This is a genomic window from Acinetobacter brisouii CIP 110357 (genome assembly GCF_000488275.1).
Taxonomy (GTDB): Bacteria; Pseudomonadota; Gammaproteobacteria; order Pseudomonadales; family Moraxellaceae; genus Acinetobacter; species Acinetobacter brisouii.
In genome coordinates this window covers 1842490-1858607 of sequence record NZ_KI530762.1, presented here as the reverse complement: position 1 = coordinate 1858607, position 16118 = coordinate 1842490, and the positions used below count along the sequence as shown (strand labels likewise).

The 16118-nt window shown below is 42.5% G+C and carries 16 protein-coding genes; 8 read left to right on the top strand and 8 right to left on the bottom strand.

Annotated elements, in window-relative coordinates:
* The first annotated feature begins 4 nt into the window (after window positions 1–4).
* Both P255_RS08940 and P255_RS08935 read left to right on the top strand, forming a co-directional pair.
* Window positions 5–580: a HupE/UreJ family protein gene (locus tag P255_RS08940; protein ID WP_004900142.1), complete on the top strand. Its 576-nt coding sequence runs from the start codon at window positions 5–7 to the stop codon at window positions 578–580.
* Between the two features lie 240 nt (window positions 581–820).
* The gene (locus P255_RS08935; RefSeq protein WP_004900148.1) at window positions 821–1057 is read left to right on the top strand and encodes a hypothetical protein; all 237 of its coding nucleotides are present in this window, start codon (window positions 821–823) and stop codon (window positions 1055–1057) included.
* Here the strand turns inward: P255_RS08935 and rsmD are convergent.
* A complete protein-coding gene (rsmD, locus tag P255_RS08930; protein ID WP_004900150.1) occupies window positions 1052–1603 on the bottom strand; it encodes a 16S rRNA (guanine(966)-N(2))-methyltransferase RsmD in 552 nt (183 codons plus the stop codon). The genes P255_RS08935 and rsmD overlap by 6 nt on opposite strands.
* 2 nt (window positions 1604–1605) lie before the next feature.
* Entirely contained in the window at window positions 1606–3630 is a 2025-nt protein-coding gene (gene mrdA, locus P255_RS08925; protein ID WP_004900155.1) for a penicillin-binding protein 2, read from the bottom strand.
* Window positions 3631–3946: 316 nt separating this feature from the next.
* Here mrdA and P255_RS08920 point away from each other — a divergent pair, with 316 nt between their 5' ends.
* From P255_RS08920 to P255_RS08910, 3 genes are all read left to right on the top strand, one after another.
* Complete coding sequence (locus tag P255_RS08920; RefSeq protein WP_004900159.1) at window positions 3947–5263, top strand: DUF445 domain-containing protein; 1317 nt, start codon at window positions 3947–3949, stop codon at window positions 5261–5263.
* A gap of 74 nt (window positions 5264–5337) precedes the next feature.
* The gene (adk, locus tag P255_RS08915) at window positions 5338–5997 is read left to right on the top strand and encodes an adenylate kinase (RefSeq protein WP_004900163.1); all 660 of its coding nucleotides are present in this window, start codon (window positions 5338–5340) and stop codon (window positions 5995–5997) included.
* Between the two features lie 68 nt (window positions 5998–6065).
* Window positions 6066–6248 carry a hypothetical protein gene (locus P255_RS08910; protein WP_004900165.1) on the top strand — a complete coding sequence of 61 codons (183 nt, stop codon included), beginning with the start codon at window positions 6066–6068 and terminating at the stop codon, window positions 6246–6248.
* Window positions 6249–6353: 105 nt separating this feature from the next.
* Here P255_RS08910 and nth read toward each other — a convergent pair whose 3' ends face one another.
* The 3 genes from nth to P255_RS08895 form a co-directional block, all read right to left on the bottom strand.
* Complete coding sequence (gene nth / locus P255_RS08905; RefSeq protein ID WP_004900168.1) at window positions 6354–7040, bottom strand: endonuclease III; 687 nt, start codon at window positions 7038–7040, stop codon at window positions 6354–6356.
* A complete protein-coding gene (locus tag P255_RS08900; protein WP_004900170.1) occupies window positions 7040–7837 on the bottom strand; it encodes an RnfABCDGE type electron transport complex subunit B in 798 nt (265 codons plus the stop codon). Before P255_RS08900 ends, nth begins: the two co-directional genes overlap by 1 nt.
* 155 nt (window positions 7838–7992) lie before the next feature.
* Window positions 7993–8772, bottom strand: coding sequence for a ferredoxin--NADP reductase (locus P255_RS08895; protein ID WP_004900174.1), 780 nt, complete (start codon window positions 8770–8772; stop codon window positions 7993–7995).
* Between the two features lie 101 nt (window positions 8773–8873).
* On the opposite strand from P255_RS08895, the gene tsaA reads away from it, so the two are divergent.
* Window positions 8874–9590, top strand: coding sequence for a tRNA (N6-threonylcarbamoyladenosine(37)-N6)-methyltransferase TrmO (gene tsaA / locus P255_RS08890; RefSeq protein ID WP_004900176.1), 717 nt, complete (start codon window positions 8874–8876; stop codon window positions 9588–9590).
* Window positions 9591–9697: 107 nt separating this feature from the next.
* Window positions 9698–11479, top strand: a complete 1782-nt coding sequence (locus P255_RS08885; RefSeq protein WP_004900179.1) for a type IV pilus assembly ATPase TfpB — start codon at window positions 9698–9700, stop codon at window positions 11477–11479.
* Window positions 11480–11770: 291 nt separating this feature from the next.
* Here the strand turns inward: P255_RS08885 and hemP are convergent, their stop codons facing one another.
* Complete coding sequence (gene hemP, locus P255_RS08880) at window positions 11771–11941, bottom strand: hemin uptake protein HemP (RefSeq protein ID WP_004751206.1); 171 nt, start codon at window positions 11939–11941, stop codon at window positions 11771–11773.
* A gap of 149 nt (window positions 11942–12090) precedes the next feature.
* Here hemP and P255_RS08875 point away from each other — a divergent pair, with 149 nt between their 5' ends.
* A complete protein-coding gene (locus tag P255_RS08875) occupies window positions 12091–12987 on the top strand; it encodes an NUDIX domain-containing protein (protein WP_004900180.1) in 897 nt (298 codons plus the stop codon).
* On the opposite strand, the gene P255_RS08870 is transcribed toward P255_RS08875, so the two are convergent.
* On the bottom strand, window positions 12984–13547 hold the full coding sequence (locus P255_RS08870; protein WP_004900183.1) for a hypothetical protein: 564 nt from the start codon (window positions 13545–13547) through the stop codon (window positions 12984–12986). The genes P255_RS08875 and P255_RS08870 overlap by 4 nt on opposite strands.
* A 72-nt stretch (window positions 13548–13619) precedes the next feature.
* Complete coding sequence (gene mrcB, locus P255_RS08865) at window positions 13620–16007, bottom strand: penicillin-binding protein 1B (RefSeq protein WP_035365347.1); 2388 nt, start codon at window positions 16005–16007, stop codon at window positions 13620–13622.
* Window positions 16008–16118 lie beyond the last annotated feature (111 nt).

Genomic DNA, 16118 nt, shown 5'->3' with positions numbered 1-16118 from the left:
TGGTATGAAAATTTTAAAAACACTCAGCAGTGTCTTCGTTCTTAGTACTTTGCCTGTGTTGGCGATGGCGCATTCAGGGCATGAATTTCCACAGCTCGGTTTTTTAAGTGGTTTTGTCCACCCATTCACTGGGCTAGATCATATGTCTATGGCAGCGGGTTTAGGCGTGTTGCTATGGAAAACCAAACGCCAGTGGCAAATGTCAGGTGTAATTGCATTGATGGCGGCATTGCTGATTGGTTTTGTGGTCGGTGCGCAAAATCTATGGAGTGCTTCGGTTGCAGAATATGGCATTGTGGCATCGTTATTGGTGTTGGCTGTGGCTTTATGGCGTAAACATAGTGTTTTAATGCCTGTGGCAACTGCGGGATTGGCGATTTTTCATGGCATGGCGCATGGCGCTGAACTGAGTTCACAGGGTCATTGGGCAGGGTTGATGCTAGGCATGGTGACTGCAATGGCATTGCTTTATGCTATTGGGTTGGGTGTTGGCGCATTGCTTGAGCGCTATATTCCAGAGCAAGGCCGTAAAATTGTGGCAGGTGTAGTTGCTCTTGTGGGCTTGTTCGGCTTGGCTTAATTCAGCCGTTTTAGAGATTAATAGGAAGTTAAAGTCACTTATTTGCTTTAGCTTCTTTTACCTAACCATTCATATCTTCACATTGCATCATACAGCACAATAAATTCCTTTCAAAATTCGTGATCAACCATGTTTTAAATTACATGACCCATCAAGATTTTTAGCGGACCTTTCCCAACAATAGCGCAATGTTGTTGCAGAGAATGTGAAACCTCATGAAATATTTTTGGATTGGTTTTGATGTGTCTAGTGAATTTAAATAGCTGTATGGTGCCACACTCACATGCAGCATTGCCCAGACAGTTCAATCTTGTATCTGAACCGTTCAAGCCAAAACCTTTACATATTGATAATGGTTTTCATGACGATGATGACCGTGAGCATGAACCGCAACATACACGACTTGAAGCAGTCTATATAGAAGATTTACGCCGTGATGATCCGCCTGATCAGGAGGAAACCACTGAACTGCTATGAAACCTGTTTTTGGAATAAACCAGCCTGAACCTGACCTGCTTTGGTTTGTTTCAGGAGTTGCCATGTTGCAGGTAGTTTGAGATTGTTTAGCGCACGATCAGCTTCAACATAAATCAAACCTTGGTTTTTCAAATGCACATCCGCAAGTTCTGCCAAGTTTTGCCACAAATCTAGGCTATATGGCGGGTCTAGAAAAATTAGATCAAATTCTTGAGTTAGTTTAGGTAAAACATTTTCTGCCGTATTGCTATAAAGTTGGCAATTTTCAGCTTTGAGCAACTGGATGTTGTCTTTAAGGAATTTGGCTTGACTGCGATCAGGTTCAATCATCACCACTTGCGCTGCACCACGCGATAAGGCTTCGAAACCTAGCGCCCCTGAACCCGTGCAGACATCCAGAACGACTGCATTTTGAATATCCCACATTAACCAGTTAAAGAGCGTTTCACGCACACGGTCAGGGGTAGGACGTAAACCATCAATTGGCGCAAAGCTCAACTGACGTCGTTTCCATTCTCCACCAATAATACGTAACTGATTTTTCATGCTTATTCCGTAATATCTACTGGTTGTGCAGCTGTGGCAGCAGGTTTGGTTTTTTGCCCTTGCTGTGGTTTTTGTTTGTTCGGTACAGCATTTGGGTCAGCCTGCAAAATGCTTTGACCGCTTGGTAATTGACTTGGCTGAATCCCTGCGGTCATTAGGCTACCTGTAACCTGGTGAGTAGTTGGGCGAATTGGATTGGTTTTGCGTTGTAGCATCCAGTAATCAAACACAGGGCGTGCTAATTGTGCTGCTGCGCCCCCGTGCCGACCATTTTCCAAAATGACTGCAATCGCAATTTGTGGGTTGTCCGCTGGTGCAAAGCCCACAAATAAACCATGGTCAAGCTGACGATCCGTCAGTGAAGCTTCATTATATTTTTTACCTTGTGCAATACTTTTAACCTGTGCTGTCCCTGTTTTACCTGCAATTTGATACGCATTGGTACGAATACCACGTCCTGTCCCTGAGTTAATTACATTGACCATGGCATCGCGCATTTTTCCCCAGTCCTCATCTGTGCCTTTAAATTGTACGCGACCATCAGGAGCATTACGCACGGGGAACGGTTTTGCACCGCGAGTATTGCTGACCACATGCGGGATAAGGTGGTAACCGTGATTGGAGACAATCGAGGTTGCCATTGCTAACTGAATCGGTGTTGCGGTAAATGCCCCTTGTCCAATACTCACCGAAATAGTTTCGCCCTTGAGCCATTTCGCCTTACGGGTGCGCAGTTTCCACTCTGGGTTTGGGTATAGACCAGTACTTTCATTGGGCAAGTCAACACCTGTTTTTTCCCCAAAACCAAACTGGCGCATCCATGAATTCATGCGGTCAATACCCATCTGGCTCGACAGGATATAAAAATAGGTGTCACACGATTCCTGAATGGCTTTATTCAGATCGACAATCCCATGTCCTGTTTTTTTCCAGTCACGGAATTTATGTGAGTCACCTGGTAAATGGAAATAACCAGGGTCATTAATGGCAGTTGACCAGTCAATTACACCATAATTAATGCCACCTAAACCTTCAACAGGTTTAATGGTTGAACCGGGCGGATAAACCCCTTGTAAAGAACGGTTATAAAGAGGCTGATCAAGGTTGTCACGCAAAGCAACATAATCTTTTGAACTGATCCCCGATACGAACAAATTGGGATTGAAGCTCGGGCTAGACACCATGGCCAAAATTTCCCCAGTATGTGGATCCATCGCCACGATTGCGCCACGACGACCTGCCAGTTGCTCAGAAGCAACCATTTGCAGACCATAATCAATCGATAAATACAGATCATTCCCGCGAACAGGGTCTTTACGTCCTAAATGACGCAGGACATTACCGTGTGCATCGGCTTCAACCGATTCATTCCCTGGGATACCATGCAGCAAATCTTCATAAGATTTTTCAATACCGATTTTACCGATCAGGTTTGTGCCTGCGTAAACATCTTTATTGATGTTTTTCAATTCTCGATCGTTAATTCGTCCTACATAGCCAATCACATGTGCAAACAGTTCCCCATACGGATAGTAACGCGTCATTTGCGTTTCAATGTTGACGCCTGGGAACATGTATTTCACTTCGCTGAATTTGGCAATTTCATTTTCATTGAGGTTAAGTTTCAGTGCGACCCGTTCAGTTTTTTTCGCAGTTTTAATACGGCTATTGAAACGGTCAATATCATCCTGATTTAGATTTAAAACTGGAATCAGGCGTTTGACTGTACCGTCAATATCGTCAATATCTGCTTTACTGAGTGTTGCAGTAAACACGGGATAATTGTCGGCAAGTAAAATGCCATTGCGATCATAAATATAACCACGTGCAGGAGGGAGTGGTTGTAAGCGAATTCGGTTATTATCAGAAGCGGTTTGAAATTCTTGATAATGAAAAATCTGCAAATAGATGTAGCGGGCAATCAATGTTCCAAAACATAAGAACACCATACCGATGGCGATGAAAATGCGACTACGAAAAAGGCGTTTTTCTTCTTGAACATTCTTTAAGGGAAGATGCTGCTTCATATTCGTGTCGTCAATGAGCCATGGGAGAATAAAGGCGGATTATTTTAACTCAACATGAGAATGAAAGTCGCAAGTATTTTACGCATTCTGTGTAAAACTTGTAGTTTGGCTGATTTGACAGCAATTTTTTTGCTCAATGTTGCTACAGTGAATAGTGAAAATCTGCTACAGTGCATTGCAGAACAACATTAAAAAATCATCCTTGTAAAGCAGTCAAATCTCGGTCTTACAAATTTGGTATATTTTAAGCAATTGTATTCGTTCAAAATAGCCTTTCTCTATTGAACACCTGAAGTTATAGCGTACGAGAGCATTCATGTTCGAATTTATTAGTCATTTGTGGCAAGTTTTTATGCATCGTCCAGATCATTGGGCGATAATAAGTATTATCCCGGTGACTGCATTTGTAACATGGGCACATGTGTGGATGGCACTAAAAATGGTGTTCTATCCAATCCAGTTTTGGGGTTTTCATGTCGGCAATCTGCCCATCGGTTGGCAGGGCATTGTGCCACGTAAAGCTGGACGTATTTCTGGAATTATTACTGACAACACCCTGACAAAAATTGGTTCTCTGAGTGAATTTCTTGAGGCGATGGATCCTGAAGAAATGGCCAAAGTCATTGGAGAACAGGTTAACCATGAACTGGAAAATCTGATTGATGAGATTATGCTGGAGCGTAATCCCGTACTTTGGGAAAATATTCCGTATTCAATTCGCCGCCGTATTTATGAGCAGGCACATAAACAGTTACCTGCGGTACTTGAGCATTTGGTCACGGAGCTGACCTACAATGTCGAATCGCTGGTCGATATGCGAGAAATGGTCGTTCGCCAAATGGAAGCAGATCGCAAACTCATGGTGCGTATGTTCCTAAAAGTTGGACAAAAAGAGATTAATTTTATCTGGCACATTAGTGCCTTAATTGGCTGTGTCTTTGGTCTATTTCAGATGATTGTCTGGTTTTTGGTTCCTTGGCATTGGACAGTTCCTTTTTGGGCATCGATTTGGGGATTTTTAACCAACTGGATTGCCATCTGGATGGTCTTTAATCCAATGTATCCGCACTATGTCCGCTATCCTCAGTTTTTTAGACGTACCCATAATCACCAGTTCCCTTGGATTGTGCCTGTAATTCCACGTATTGGTACGTATAACATTCAGGGTGCTTTTATGAAGCGTCAAGAGGAAGTTTCTGATGTCTTTGCTAAAGTGGTGACTGAAGAGTTAATTACTTTAAAGACCATCATGGGCGAAATGATGTATGGTCATCACAAGGAAAAAACTCGACGTATTGTCAAACAGCATGTTAATCAGATCATGGATACGCCACTGGTACGTACGACATTACAATTGTCTTTAGGATTAAGAGAGTACGCGAAGTTAAAAACAGACTTGATTGACCGCTCAATTGAAATTACGATGGTACCTGTAAGCGACCCTGCATTTAATGCAAGCCGCGCACGCAAAATATTTCAAATGTTTCGAGACCGTATTCGTGAGTTAACTCCAAACGAATTTCAAAATTTATTACGTCCCGCGTTTAAAGAGGATGAATGGATTTTGATTGTATTGGGGGGGGTAACTGGCTTTATTGCTGGTACAATACATTTGTTTGTTGCTTTTTTATAATACTTAACAGTTTCAGAGATTTAAAATCTTTGGACAGGTTAAGACTGTTTTTATTTTAGATGAGGATTTATTAGATGCGCATTATATTACTCGGACCACCTGGCGCAGGTAAAGGTACTCAAGCTCAGTTGATCTGTAAGCGCTATGATATCCCACAAATTTCAACTGGCGATATGCTCCGTGCCGCGATTCGTGAAGGAACCGAATTAGGGTTGAAAGCGAAAAGTGTAATGGAATCTGGTGGTTTGGTTTCTGACGATTTAATTATCGGCTTAGTCAAAGAGCGTATTGCTCAGCCTGATTGTGTAAACGGCTGTATTTTCGACGGTTTCCCTCGTACCATTCCTCAAGCAGAAGCGCTAGAGAAAGAAGGTATTAACATTGATCACGTGATTGAGATTGATGTTCCAGACGAAGAAATCGTAAAACGTCTTTCTGGTCGTCGTCAGCACCCTGCGTCTGGACGTGTTTACCACGTCGTTTATAACCCACCAAAAGTGGAAGGTAAAGATGATGAAACAGGTGAAGAGCTTGTACAACGCCCAGATGACCAAGAAGAAACTATTCGTAAGCGTTTAGCTTCATATCATACTGAAACTGAACAATTGGTCGGTTTTTACCAAGGTCGTGCGGCTTCTGGTGACAACGCACCAAGCTACGATAAATTAAATGGCTTACGCCCGATTGATAATGTTCAAGCTGATTTGTTCGCGATTTTAGATCAAGCGAAATAATCGACTTTGACATATAAAGAGCCCTCATTCATAGTAGGGCTCTTTTTTTATGCTGGAAAAGGCTCAATATGTTGAAATTGGCACTGATTTTACTGGTTGTTTTGAGTTTAGCTGCTTTAATCTTTCTGATTTTGCAAAGCAAAAAACTGCTGAATGATACAGTGAAGCAGCATAAACCAATGCCTGAATCTCAAGATAAAACTCAACCTCAGCCAACCAAATCATCTGTTCGTTCTAAAAAGAAACGCTAGTTGAAGCATAATCAATGATATGAGTTAACCAATATTGTTCTTTTAAATTTTAAGAGTGATTGATGTAGCTATTTTGGCAGAAACTTCAGTGCTATTAAAATAAAATTAGTCTTCTGCTTTCGGTTGTTTAGGTTTTACTGCACCGAAATCAAAGCGGTCTCTCCAATTACAGACATCAGAAACCACGCATTCAGCACATTTGGGTTTACGTGCAACACAGCAGTAACGTCCATGCAAAATCAGCCAGTGATGGGCATCTAACATAAATTCTTCTGGAATGACTTTAATCAAACGCTGTTCAACTTCAAGCACGTTTTTTCCGACAGCCAGACCTGTACGATTGCCTAAACGAAAAATATGTGTGTCGACGGCCATCGTCGGTTGTCCAAAAGCAGTATTCAGTACGACATTGGCAGTTTTGCGTCCAACACCAGGTAAGGCTTCCAGATCTTTGCGATTGTCAGGAACTTGGCTGTTGTGCTGACCGATCAGAATCTCACAGGTTTTAATGACATTTTCGGCTTTTGAATTATATAAACCAATGGTTTTGATATAGCTTTTTAAACCCTCTAAACCTAGTGCCAGAATCTGTTCAGGTGTATTGGCAACAGGAAAGAGTTTATCGGTGGCTTTATTGACACTCACATCGGTGGCTTGCGCAGACAGCATAACCGCAATAAGCAGTTCAAATGATGAGGAAAAATTTAGCTCAGTCGATGGCTTAGGACGCTGTTCACGCAGGCGTTCAAAAAATGTATATACCTGTTTTTTAGTCATGTTTTTGCTAGACATTAGGCATCACCTTGTAATGCATCCAACTGGGCATTGAGCTGCTGTAGCTGTTCGCGTTTAGCGGGATTGTCCCGAACGCTGAGCTGTTTTTCCAGTTTTTTAATTTGAGTGCGTAGTTTCGCCAGTTCAATTGTGGTTTTTGCATCGGCAACCAAATCTTGTTCAGCCGATTTTTTAGCGCGTTGAATGGTCGGAACGCTATTTAAATAACTTGAGAACTGCACAAATAATTCGCTATCGATCGCGGCGCGTACAATAGGGCCTTTACGTTGGATGCGACGCTGTTCTTCACGTTGAATATGTGCGTAATAACGATAACGCAAATCATCTTGCTGCTCGATTTGTTGTGTTGCTGTTGGTAAGGGTTCGGTATCTTCAACCAAGTCAATACAGTCGACAGGGCATGGTGGAATACAGAGTTCACAGCCTGTACACAGATCACTCAAAATACTGTGCATCAGTTTGCCGCTACCAATAATTGCATCCACAGGGCAGGCATTAATACATTTGGTACAACCAATACATTCGTCTTCGCGAATAATGGCTTTCATGCGCTGTGGTCGACCATCGGCTTGAATGTCCCAGACACTTTCTTCGGCTTTCAGCAAAGGACGCTTTAGAAGCTGTGCAATCGCATCGGCAACAGGCTGACCGCCAGGTACACATTTGTTGGCTTCTTCACCTTCACTAATCGCTTTGGCATAAGGCAAACATCCATCACGATGTCCACATAAACCGCACTGGGTTTGTGGCAATAAGGCATCTATTTGCTGGATGAGAGGGAATGGCAAACTCATTTGGCTACGGCTATGCTAAATACAAAGGCAAGAATTGTGCAGAAAAATAGTGAGCTCGACAAGCCTTTTTACTGGCTAAGTCTGGTTTTTCAATATCTACACGTAAAAAACCGAAGCACAAGGCTTCGGTTTTTTACCATGACAGATTCAGGAAATTATTTGTCTACGAATGCACGTTCAATCACGTAGTCGCCCATTTCGCCCATACGTGGAGACTCTTTCAAACCGTGCTGGTCAAGCAGTGCAGCCACATCTTTCAGGAAGTGTGGGCTACCACACAGCATTGCACGGTCAGTTTCAGGGTTGAAACGTGGTAAGCCAATTTTTTCAAAAATTTGACCAGATTCAATCGCAGCAGTTACACGACCTTGGGTGTGGAACGGTTCACGTGTTACGGTTGGGTAATAGACCAATTTATCTTTAATGCCCAACTCTTCGAAGAATTCGTTGTTTGGAAGTTCATTCAAGATTAAATCTTGGTAAGCCAATTCGCTGATAAAACGTGTACCGTGAACCACGATCACTTTTTCAAAGCGCTCATAAGTTTCAGGGTCACGAATCACAGACAAGAATGGAGCCAAACCTGTACCCGAAGAAAGAAGGTACAAGTTTTTACCTGGCAACAAATCATCAAGAACCAAAGTTCCTGTTGGCTTTTTAGAAACTAAAATTTCATCACCCACTTGGATTTTTTGCAAAATCGAAGTTAGTGGGCCGTTTTGCACTTTAATCGAGAAAAACTCAAGTTCTTCTTCGTAGTTGGCACTTGCGATTGAGTAGGCACGCATTAACGGTTTGCCATTAACTTCAAGACCGATCATGACAAACTGACCATTTTTAAAGCGTAGGCTTTGATCACGTGTTGTTTTAAAACTAAATAAAGTGTCATTCCAATGGTGAACATGGGTAACACGTTCAACGTTAAAAGCAGCCATTCAAGCAATCTCAATATGTATAATAAAAACTAAGATGTATTTTAATCTAAAATGATTGCCGATAAACTGAATATATTTAATTGTGTTTATAAGAAAAAGTGATGATTACGCCGCTTCAAGTTCCTGTCATCGGGTTCATGCATTCTCCCTTTAAGGAAAAATTTGGTATTCCACGCCAGCCGAATCTGGTTGATGTCGAGTCTTATATTGTGATGCAAGCCCCATATGACGACATTCGTGCTTTTGCAGGCATTGAAGAATTTAGCCATTTGTGGTTGTTGTGGCAGTTTCATCACAACAAAGCATTAGACGGTTTTCGTCCGCAGATTCGCCCGCCACGTTTGGGCGGTAACCAAAAAATCGGGGTATTTGCTTCACGCAGTATGTATCGACCTGCACAAATTGGGCTGTCTGTGGTGCGATTAAAGCGGGTAGAACAGCTCGATGGACAATTGCGAGTTTATGTATCTGGCGCAGATTTACTGGATGGAACGCCAATTGTTGACATTAAACCGTATATTGCCTATTCAGATGCGATTGCAGATGCGCAAAGTGGTTATGCCAGCCAAGCGCCCCAGTTAAAGCAGGTGATTTGGTCAGATACAGCTCTCGTTCAGCGTACACAACTTGCCGAGCGAGGATTAGGCTCATCACGACAATATCAGGAAATTGAACAGGTATTGGCATTAGACCCACGCCCAGCTTATCAGGATGACCCTGAACGAATTTATGGACTACATTTTGCTGAATTTGATGTGCGTTTTCAGGTAAGTGCTACAGAAATTGTGATTGTGGAACTGATCGAATATGCAAGTTGAGTGATGCTTGGTAAAAATATAGTTTCAGAGGAAATCATTAATCCCGATAGCAGAAAGTGCTAACATAGCCCACATAAAATCATAATCAGTATTTTTTTGGGGTTTCTATGCAGTCAAATCAACGGCTTACACAATTTTCTTATTCGATTGATTTGACGTGGTGCCTAGATCAACTGCTGTGGGATGAAATCATTACCGAGCGCGATCATGTGCTGGTACAAACCACGCATCGTAACAAAAGCCAGTTAGCATGGCACCCTTTGCAATGGATTGCGCAATTTGACTTGGTCAATCAGAAAGATCCCGAGCAAAAATTGACGCTAAGTTTACTTTGTCAATGGCTCGCTGAAAAAGCCAATTTACCATTTTATGTGATTGATCCACTCAAAGCCGATGTTCCAGCGCTTACGGAGGTTATGTCTCAAGAATTCGCCATCCGTAATCATATTCTGGCGGTTGAAGTTAATGACGCCGAAGTGTTGATTGGGACAGATCAACCCTTTTTAACCGATTGGGTCGGGTATCTGGAAAACGGCTTAAAGCCGAAGAAAATCCAGCGGGTTTTTTTAAGCCCAGAGCAGTTACAGCGTTATTTGTCTGAATATTATCAAGTCAGTCGCGCGGTTCATTCATCACAAAAAAGCCAGAACTACGAACGTGATGGTCGTGGTGTAGAAGCCTTATTGCAACTGGGAGATATTAGCCAGAACCCCGATGCCAATGATCAGCATATTGTGAAATTGGTGGACTGGATTTTACAGTTTGCCTTTGAACAGGGCGCGAGTGATATTCACCTTGAACCACGCCGTGAACACAGTAAAGTGCGTTTTCGTATTGATGGAATTTTACATACCATCTATAAAATGCCTTCCAATACTTTAGGTGCAGTCATTGCCCGAATTAAAATTTTAGGGCGGATGAATGTTGCTGAAAAACGTAAACCACAGGATGGTCGTTTAAAAACCCGTACACCACGTGGTCTGGAAACCGAGTTGCGTCTGGCGACTTTGCCAACAGCCTTCGGTGAGAAAATGGTGATGCGTATTTTTGACCCAGAAGTGTTGGTGCGTAATTTTGAACAGTTGGGATTTGACCAGAAATTATTGAATCAGTGGCAGGCACTGACCCAACATAGTCATGGCATTATTTTGGTGACAGGGCCTACAGGTTCGGGGAAAACCACGACTTTGTATTCAACATTGAAACAACTGGCAACCGAAGAGGTCAATGTCTGTACCATTGAAGATCCGATTGAAATGATTGAAGGCAGCTTTAACCAGATGCAGGTTAATCATGGCATTGAACTGGGCTTTGCCGATGGGATTCGCGCACTCATGCGTCAAGACCCTGACATTATTATGGTGGGCGAGGTGCGTGACCAAGATACCGCCGATATGGCGATTCAGGCAGCGCTTACAGGGCACTTGGTACTCTCGACCTTACATACCAATGATGCCCCTTCAAGTTTGACACGTTTGCATGATTTGGGTGTGCAGCCATTTTTATCTTCAGCAACATTGCTTGGGGTGCTGGCGCAGCGCTTGGTGCGGAAACTTTGCCCGCAGTGCAAGCAAAATGCACCGATTAATGAACAGCAATGGATGCACCTCACAACGGACTATACGGTTGATGTGCCACAGACAGCTTATGTGCCTGTGGGCTGTGAAGCCTGCCGTTATACGGGTTATAAAGGCCGTATCGGGATTTATGAATTTATGCCGATTAGTCTCCAACTCAAACAAATGATCAGTGAAAATGTATCTTTAAATGCCTTGCGCTTTCAGTCAAAAAAAGAGGGAATTGAACCTCTTCGTATCGCGGGTGCACGTAAAATCATGGCGGGTATAACTTCGCTTGAAGAAGTGCTTCGGGTTGTGCCATTAAGTTAATTTTGGCAGAGGCTTCATCTCAAAATTCAAATGATCTGGTTTTGCTGTTATTGCAATGGAATCCGTGTATTTATCAAGAATCTATATTAAAAATATGATTTAAGTTTTTGAATTTATATTAATTTTTTGAGTTGAATCTGGGGTTTATGATCATAAAGATCTTATAGTCTGTAAATCCTGAGATGAATCATTACCTGTGAGCAACAATTGCTGAAATAAAAAAGCAGCACAGTGTTTGAATGTGCTGCTTTTTTCCACGTTTATAAACACCGCTATTTTCAATCAAGCTTATTATTTGGTGAGAATAAGTCGATTATTGCGGGTCAGGCGCAAGCGATATTCTTCTCCTGCGTGCATAATGCGAATTTCACGCCCGAGCGCAAATAAATTATTCGAGTGTAGCAGTGGTAAAGACTGGGTTGTATCGGTATTGCGAGTAAATAAGTTAAATGGTGCGTTCATGTTATTGTGTTCTCGTGGTGTAAATGGGTGCTTTAAATGATAATTATTATCAAATAGAGCTGTCAATGAAAATTTAGCACTCCATGTAAAAACTTTGTAACATGCTCAGCGTCAAGGTTAAGTATGATGAAGTGTACAAAGGAGCAGTGATGCAAAAATCCCACGTAGAAGTTGCCATTGGGCTCTTATTTTCAAAAACACGTGTCTTGGTTGGGTGGCGTGATGTCAAACAGCATCAGGGCAATAAAGCTGAATTTCCTGGAGGTAAGGTTGAGCAAGGTGAAACCGCACAACAAGCTTGCCGCCGTGAGGTTTTGGAAGAAGTTGGGATTGATCTGGTCGACTGGCATCCATTTGAGCAAATTCAGCATGAATATGACGATATTATCGTGCATTTGCATGTGTTTTTCAGTGATGTACCTGAAGCATTGTTAGCACAGATTCAACAACCGTGGCAGTGGTATTCGCGCACTGAACTGGCAGCCCTTAACTTCCCCAAAGCCAATCGTGCATTAATCCAGCGTTTGTTGTTTCCACAGCAAATTAAAATTCGGACTCAGTTACAGGAACTCACCAGTTTGACTGAGGGGCAAGCAATTTATTATCGTCCTGAACAACAGGCTGAATTGGAAATCATTAAAACTTTACCAGCAGAACAATTAGGCAAGTTAATTCTCAATCAAACTTTGGCAGAACAGTTGAGCGCTGAGCAACAACGTCAACTTGCCGCCATTCACCTCAAGCAGCCACAACTTTTGGCAACTCAGCAAGGCGAATTGCGCGTGGGGCAATGTTATGTAGCAGCCTGTCATGATTTGCAAAGTTTAAAACATGCTCAGCAGATTGGTTGTGATGCAGCATTACTCAGCCCAGTATTGGCAACAGCAACGCACCCTGAAGCCACAGGATTAGGCTGGATACAATTTCAGAATTGGGCAGAACAGGTTGATTTACCCGTGATTGCTTTGGGTGGGCTTAAAGCTGAGGATTTAGCAATTGCCCAACAACATGCCGCTTATGGCATTGCAGGTATTTCTCAAGTTTAGAATTGCTGTAAAGCACGTTTGGCTTGTTGAATAGCATTTGGGTTATGTTGGGTTTGTGCGATCTGTAAGCGAATCAACCAAAGCTGCTTCTTGGTCGCATTGTCATTTGCTAAACTTAAACCGCGTTGTAGCAAAGCCTCTGCATGATTGTAGTTACGTTGTTTCTGAGCTATTTGTGCCAAGATCACATAACTTTGTGCCGCCTGTGGTGAAATACGCTGTGCCTGCAATGCAAAATGTTCAGCCTGAGTGAGATGGTTTTGTTGCAAAGCTTGTCGCGCTTGCTGAATCAGCTGACGAAAAACAGGTTTTTCTGAACCATCTGGAGTTGCTGCTGGTTGTGGAGGGGCAGAATGGTTTTTTACAGGTATAGCTTCACGTTTAATTTCAGGAACTTGATAAGGTGTAATCTGAACACCATTGGTATGTGAATGTGGGGTGGTTTTTTTCTCTGTCGGGGGAGTGCTTTGTTGATGCTTAGATTGGGACTGTTGTGTCAGTTGGCTACAGCCGATCAGACTCAAACTTAATACACAGCTACTGATCAGTTTAAAATGCATTCGCGAGAGTTCTCCATCTAAATACTTTAAAAAGAATTGGGCAATAGTAATAACTATTGCCCAAAGATGAAATTACTGTTCGTAACTGCCGCTTGAAATGATACGTGTTGGTGTATTGGAGTTGCTGTCACTATTGTTACTTTCACGAATCAGGTTTTCGAGATTATCTGGGCTGGTTGTGGTCGCGGGTGCAGATGCACTAGCTTCATCAGTAGATGCTTGATGATTTGAAAACCCGCAGCTACCTCCAGGTTCAGGCAGGTGGTCTGCAAGTAATGGAATATACATTGCACCTGAGCAATTGGCTCCTGACAAACGCCCTGAACGTGTATCAACCCATTGCCACTGAACATTGTTAGGTTGTTTGATATTGACAGGTTGCTGGCGTAACTGTTTCATGACATTAATCCATACTGGAAGCGCACCTGAAGAACCTGTTAAACCTGTCACTTTGTTATTGTCTAGACCTAGCCATACGACTGTTAAATAATTGCCCGAATAGCCTGCAAACCAAGAATCACGAGTGTCATTGGTTGTTCCCGATTTACCCGCCAGTTTTAGACTAGATGGCAAACTGCTATATGCTGCTTTACCTGTACCGTTGTTCATGACTTGCTGTAAACCATAGTTCAGAACATAGGCTGCTGCTGGATCAACAGTTTGCTGAACTTCTAAACCATAACGGTTGAGCGTTCTACCATTTTGGTCAATAACTGAGCGAATGGCTTTTGTTGGGTATTTAAAACCACCTGTTGCAAAGTTGTTGTAAAGACCTAGAACTTCCATTGGAGATAAGTTCACTGCACCCAAGAAAACAGATGGGTAAGATGGAATATCACTCGTCACACCAAATTTGCGTAACTGGTTGGTGAATGTTGGAATCCCAAATTCTTGCCCTAAACGTACAGCCGCAAGGTTATAAGAATGTTGTAATGCCTGCACCATCGGCACCATACCATGCTCACCACCATCATAGTTTTTAGGTGTCCAAGCCTTACCTTGCGTTGGAATGCTAATTGAATTGTCTTGAATCGCGGATGCCCAGTTATAACGGCCCGATTCAATTGCACTGAGATAAATCACAGGCTTGAGTAATGAACCAACTTGGCGTTTGGCATCAATGGTACGGTTAAAGCCAGTAAAGTTTTGTGTTGAACCTACAGCTGCAACCAGTTCGCCATTGTCTGGGCGTTGAATTAGTACAGCACCTTGTAAATCTGCTAACACACGAGGGTTACGTTTTGACAGGTTGTCTACGGTATCTTTAAAGCTGTTTTGAACCTTGGTTTGTGCAATCGGGTCAAGCGTGGTGAAAATGCGTAAGCCCTGATTGGTCAGGTCAGACTCTTGGTATTCACTGCGTAGTTGACGGCGCACAATATCCATAAAGTCAGGGAAACGGGTTGGCCCAAGAGCAGGTTTAGCCACGACACCCAGTGGGCGGGCACTTTCTTGTTCATACTGCGCTTGAGTCAGATAACCCATCACCAGCATATTGTGCAAAACGGTATCACGACGGTTTTTTGCACCTTCAGGATTGCGCCAAGGATTATATAAAGATGGTCCTTGTACCAAACCAACCAAGTAAGCTTGTTGAGCAATATTCAGTTCACCTAAAGGTAGACCAAAATAAAACTGTGAAGCTAAACCATAACCATTGATAGAATAGTTACCGTTTTGCCCCAGATGCACTTCATTTAAATATGCTTCTAGAATTTCATCTTTGTTGTAGTGCATTTCCAGCAATATAGACATTAAGGCTTCATTGACCTTACGCTTTAATGTTTTTTCTGGAGATAAGTAGAAGTTTTTTACCAACTGCTGGGTAAGTGTTGATCCACCCTGACGTTTACCGCCTGTAATGTTACTGACAATTGCACGGGCAGTACCACGGATGGAAATCCCATGATGCTCATAAAAATTACGGTCTTCTGTCGAAACCAGCGCATTAATGAGAGGCTTTGGTACATTTTTTAGCTTGATGAGGACGCGGTCTTCGTTATGTTGCGGATAGATTCCGCCAATCAATAACGGTTCAAGGCGAGTCATTCCTGTACTTGATGGCTTGGTCGTGCGCACGTCCTGCATTTGGTCATCGCCAAAGGTAATATGCAATACTTGCTCAGGTTCGTTACTATCACCAAAGTCAAAGCCACGAGTATGTACATAAACGCTATTACCATTCAGTACATAACTGCCTGGTTGAGTGTAACCATCGGCTTTTTTATACCCCAGCATTCCTAGCTCTTGTAGAAAATCAGGTTCATTTACAGGTGCCTGATTGTATACTTCTAAAGGGCGTGCATATACTTTGGCTGGAATATCCCAGCGCTGACCTTCAAATTTCTTTCGAATAACACTATCAATATGAATAACATACGTGCTAAAGGCGAGAAATCCTGCGATAACAACAATACAAAAAATCAGGGGAAATAAACCAAGACCGCGTTGTGACTTCATAAAAAGTGATAAGCTATCCGACATAAACCCTGTAATCATGCGAAGCTTTTATTTATTTTGCAATGATTATTCGTGAAACAATACAAAATTAAGCAATAATTTAGCGTTTTA